This is a genomic window from Actinophytocola sp., assembly GCF_035712165.1.
Taxonomy (GTDB): Bacteria; Actinomycetota; Actinomycetes; order Mycobacteriales; family Pseudonocardiaceae; genus DASYTH01.
Genome location: NZ_DASTBH010000071.1, coordinates 1 through 3,702 on the forward strand (window position 1 = coordinate 1; position 3,702 = coordinate 3,702).

General features: G+C 71.6%; 5 protein-coding genes. 2 read left to right on the forward strand and 3 right to left on the reverse strand.

Annotated elements, in window-relative coordinates:
- A partial coding sequence (locus VFO68_RS03330) for an NAD(P)-binding protein (protein WP_325156636.1) occupies positions 1 to 690 on the reverse strand: 690 nt, incomplete at its 3' end.
- 112 nt (positions 691 to 802) lie between these two features.
- Here VFO68_RS03330 and VFO68_RS03335 point away from each other — a divergent pair.
- Positions 803 to 1,552, forward strand: coding sequence for an IclR family transcriptional regulator (locus VFO68_RS03335; protein WP_325156637.1), 750 nt, complete (start codon positions 803 to 805; stop codon positions 1,550 to 1,552).
- Positions 1,553 to 1,602: 50 nt separating this feature from the next.
- Here the strand turns inward: VFO68_RS03335 and VFO68_RS03340 are convergent, their stop codons facing one another.
- The gene (locus VFO68_RS03340) at positions 1,603 to 2,004 is read right to left on the reverse strand and encodes a metalloregulator ArsR/SmtB family transcription factor (protein ID WP_325156638.1); all 402 of its coding nucleotides are present in this window, start codon (positions 2,002 to 2,004) and stop codon (positions 1,603 to 1,605) included.
- 103 nt (positions 2,005 to 2,107) lie between these two features.
- Here VFO68_RS03340 and arsM point away from each other — a divergent pair, with 103 nt between their 5' ends.
- Positions 2,108 to 2,905 (forward strand): arsenite methyltransferase, encoded by a 798-nt coding sequence (arsM, locus tag VFO68_RS03345; RefSeq protein ID WP_325156639.1) that lies wholly within the window; start codon positions 2,108 to 2,110, stop codon positions 2,903 to 2,905.
- Positions 2,906 to 3,094: 189 nt separating this feature from the next.
- On the opposite strand, the gene VFO68_RS03350 is transcribed toward arsM, so the two are convergent.
- A partial coding sequence (locus VFO68_RS03350) for a DUF305 domain-containing protein (protein WP_325156640.1) occupies positions 3,095 to 3,702 on the reverse strand: 608 nt, incomplete at its 5' end.

A 3,702-nucleotide genomic window follows, 5' to 3' on the forward strand; every position in this document is an offset into this window, starting at 1 on the left:
CACGTGGACGAGGCCCTGCAGGCCCGGTACGTCGTCGGCGTACGCCCCGGTCGAGGTCGTCGCCGCCCGCAGGAACAGCGTGCGCAGCTCGTCCGACTCGAAGAAGTCGTACGCGAGCTGGCGCAGGCTCATCACCTGGTGCACCGGTTCCAGCAGCTCGCCGTCGGCCACCAACCGCTCCAGCGCGTCCGGCACCCCGTACCGCGTGGGCGGACTGAATCGCTGCGCCCCGAACGCCGCCTTCCACGTCGTCGCGTACGCCTCGTGCAGGCGCAGGTAGGTGTCGGCGTCGGCGGGGGAGAAGGCCCGGATCGCCGCCTCGGTGCGGGCCACGCCCTCGGGCCACGCCCGCTGGGTGCCGCGGTCGTCCACGACGCGGTACGCCGACCAGCCGACGAACGCGGTCGCGTCGTCGAAGACCATCGCCTCGTTCCCCTCGGGAAACACGTAGCGCAGGCCCTCCGCGTGCAGGTCGAAATCGACGTACGCGGGATGCGAGTAGAACCGGGTCCAGTGCGCGTACCGGTTCATGGTGTATCCGCGCAGCGGGCCGGTGCCGCTCATCGCCGCGCCGCCCAGGCGGCCGGAGGACTCGAACACCGCGACCGACATGCCGGACCGGGCCAGATAACACGCGATGATCGTGGAGTGGTGGCCCCCGCCGAGAACCACCGCGTCGTACCGGGCCACGGATGGCCTCCCTTCCTCGCGCGATCACCGAGGTTTCCCACACAGTGCCGGAGGCCGGTTCTGCTGTCCGAGGGATCTTCCGTTGAACGGAAGACCGGCGTACCGTGCGGGCATGTCCACCCGGCGGGCAGGGGAGACGCGGTCGGGCCTGACCCGGGCGGTCGCCCTGCTCGACGCGTTCGACGACGCCCACCGCGTGCTCACCCTCACCGCCCTGGCGCGCCGCGCCGGGCTGCCGATCGCCACCGCCCACCGGCTGTTGGCCGACCTCACGTCGGCCCGCCTGCTCGTCCGGCGACCGGACGGCGGGTACGAGATCGGCGCCCGGGTCTGGCACCTCGGTCTGCTCTCTCCGCACACGGCGCTGCGCGAGGCAGCCCTGCCGTACCTGCAGGACCTGGTGGCCACCACCGGGCACACCGCCCACCTCGCCGTGCTCGACGGCGCCGGCGCCCTCGTGCTGGAACGCCTGGCCGGGACCCGGTCGCTGCCCACCCGGCACACTCCGGGCCTGCGGCTACCCCTGCACTGCACCGCGGTCGGCAAGGCGCTGCTCGCCCACGCGCCCGCCGAGACGCGCACCTGCGTACTGGCCGGCCTCGACCCGCACACCAGATACACCATCACCGATCCATGCGTCCTCCGGCGCCAACTCGACCAGATCCGCGGCAGCGGCGTGGCCCGCAGCACCCAGGAGCACCGGCTGGGGGTCTTCTCCCTCGCCATGGCGATCACCGGCGGGAGCGGGCCGCTCGCGGCGGTCGGACTGCTCGCGCCGCTGAGCAGCCCCCGGCTCAGCGAGACCCTGCCGCCGCTGCGCCACGCCACCGCGGCCATCACGGCGAGCATCGGCCGCGCCTGACCGCCCGGGCGGCCGAAGCCCGTCGGGTGCCCAACGGCTGGTCGGTGGTGTCAGTCGGTCGGTTCCTGGGTGGTGTCGTACAGGCACCAGCCGAGTTCGAGTAGGCGTGGGACGCAACGGTCGACGACGCGGTAATAGACGTTGGTTCCGTCCCGGCGGGTGGCCACGATGCGCTGGTCGACGAGGCGTTGCAGTTGGTTGGACACGGCTTGTGGGCTCATGGCGACCTCGGTGGCCAGGTCGGTGACGCGGACTTCGGCGCTGCGGGTCAGGGCGTGCAGCAGGCGTAGCCGGGTGTCGCTGGCGAGGATCTTGAATAGCGCGGCGACGCCGGCGGCGGAGGCGGGGTCCAGCGGTGGCCGCTCGCGCAGCGGCGGCGGTGTGACCTGGTCGAGCACCGTCAATGCGGGTGCTGCTGCGGCCCGGTCACCGGCCTGGGGGACCTCTTCCATGTTTCCACCCTGTTCAATTCAACAGAACCATGTAATAGTTGAGTACGGCCGCGGTCGGATTCCTACCCGGCTGATGGCCCATTCAACCCGTGGACGGAGCGAGATGGCCACTGATCAGGTTGACCCCGCCGCTGTGCGGGAGCAGGTGCGGGCCCGGTACGCGGCGGTGGCGGTGAGTGTGCTCGCCGACCAGCCCACCGGCCGTTGCGGCCCGAGTGACGCCGCCGGTGTCCCGGCGCAGTGTTGCCACGAGAGCGAGGGGGAGGAGTGGGCGGGTGCGCGGCGCTATGCCGAGGCCGACCGGGCCGTGCTTCCCGACGGGGCGGTGGCGGCCAGCCTGGGCTGTGGCAACCCGTTGCTGGTCGCGGACCTGCATGTCGGCGAGACGGTGCTGGACCTCGGTTCCGGCGGCGGGATCGATGTGCTGCTCTCGGCGCGGCGGGTCGGGCCGACCGGTAAGGCGTACGGGTTGGACATGGCCGAGGAGATGCTGGAGCTGGCCCGCCGCAACGCCGCCGAGGCCCGCGCGACCAACGTGGAGTTCCTCCGTGGGCACATGGAGGACATCCCACTGCCGGCCGGCAGCGTCGATGTGGTGATCTCCAACTGTGTGATCAACCTGTCGGTGGACAAGCCGGCGGTGTTCGCCTCGATGCATCGGGTGCTACGCCCCGGCGGCCGTATCGGCATCAGCGACGTGGTGGCCGAGGATCGGCTCAGCGCCGAACAGCGGGCCGAACGCGGCGGCTGGGTGGGCTGCATCGCCGGCGCGCTGTCGGTCACCGAGTACCGGCAGGGTCTGACCGACGCCGGGTTCACCGATGTCGACATCACCTTCACGCAGCAGGCCGCCGACGGCATCCACTCGGCCATCGTGCGCGCCGCAAAGCCGTCCTCGTAACGCTGTCGCTCGTGGGACGTGGGCACGGTCGCGTGGCCGCGCCGCCGCTGATGGATGGCGTACGTCACCAGGCCCGCCAGGTCGGTGCCGCCGGCGCGGTACCTGACCGAGTTGACGCAGTAGGTCGTGGCGGTGGGCGGGCAGGCCGTCATCCGGCCTGCCCGCCTCCGGAAATTGGCGCGCCGGGTCCTACAGCTTGGTGAGCAGGTCCTGCATGTGCGCGACCTCGGCGGCCTGGTCGGCGGCGATCTTCTCCGCCAACTGCTTGGCCTGCGGGTGCTGGCCCCGTTGCTGATGGGTGCCGCACATCTCGATGGCGCCCTGGTGGTGGCGGATCATCATCTCCAGGAACGTGCGGTCGAAGTCCTTGCCGGATGCCGCCATCAGGTCCGCCATCTCCTGATCGTTCATCATCCCGGGCATACCTGAGTGCTGGCCGTGCCCCATGCCGGGTGAGCTGGACGGCACCGGCTGACCCCATTCGCGAAGCCAGCCGGACATGGTGGCGATCTCCGGGTCCTGCGCACCGCGGATCCGCGCGGCGAGGGCCTTGACCTGTGGGTTGGTGGCCCTGGTGTCGGCGATCTGGGCCATCTCCAGGGCCTGCTGGTGGTGCGGGATCATGTCGGTGGCGAAGGCGATGTCGGCGGCGTTGAACGCGGCGTCCGACGGCACCGACGCGCTCGGCGGGGCACCGCTGTCGTGGTTGTTCCCGCCCGCGTCGTGGTCCCCGCCGCCGCAGGCGGTCAGGGCGAAGGTGAGCAGGGTGGTAGCGGCGACGGCGAGCCGTCGCGGTA

Coding starts and splice junctions, on each gene's coding strand:
- VFO68_RS03340 (WP_325156638.1), bottom strand. CDS start 2,004: ATGGAAGAGGTCCCCCAGGCCGGTGACCGGGCCGCAGCAGCACCCGCA.
- arsM (WP_325156639.1), top strand. CDS start 2,108: ATGGCCACTGATCAGGTTGACCCCGCCGCTGTGCGGGAGCAGGTGCGG.
- VFO68_RS03335 (WP_325156637.1), top strand. CDS start 803: ATGTCCACCCGGCGGGCAGGGGAGACGCGGTCGGGCCTGACCCGGGCG.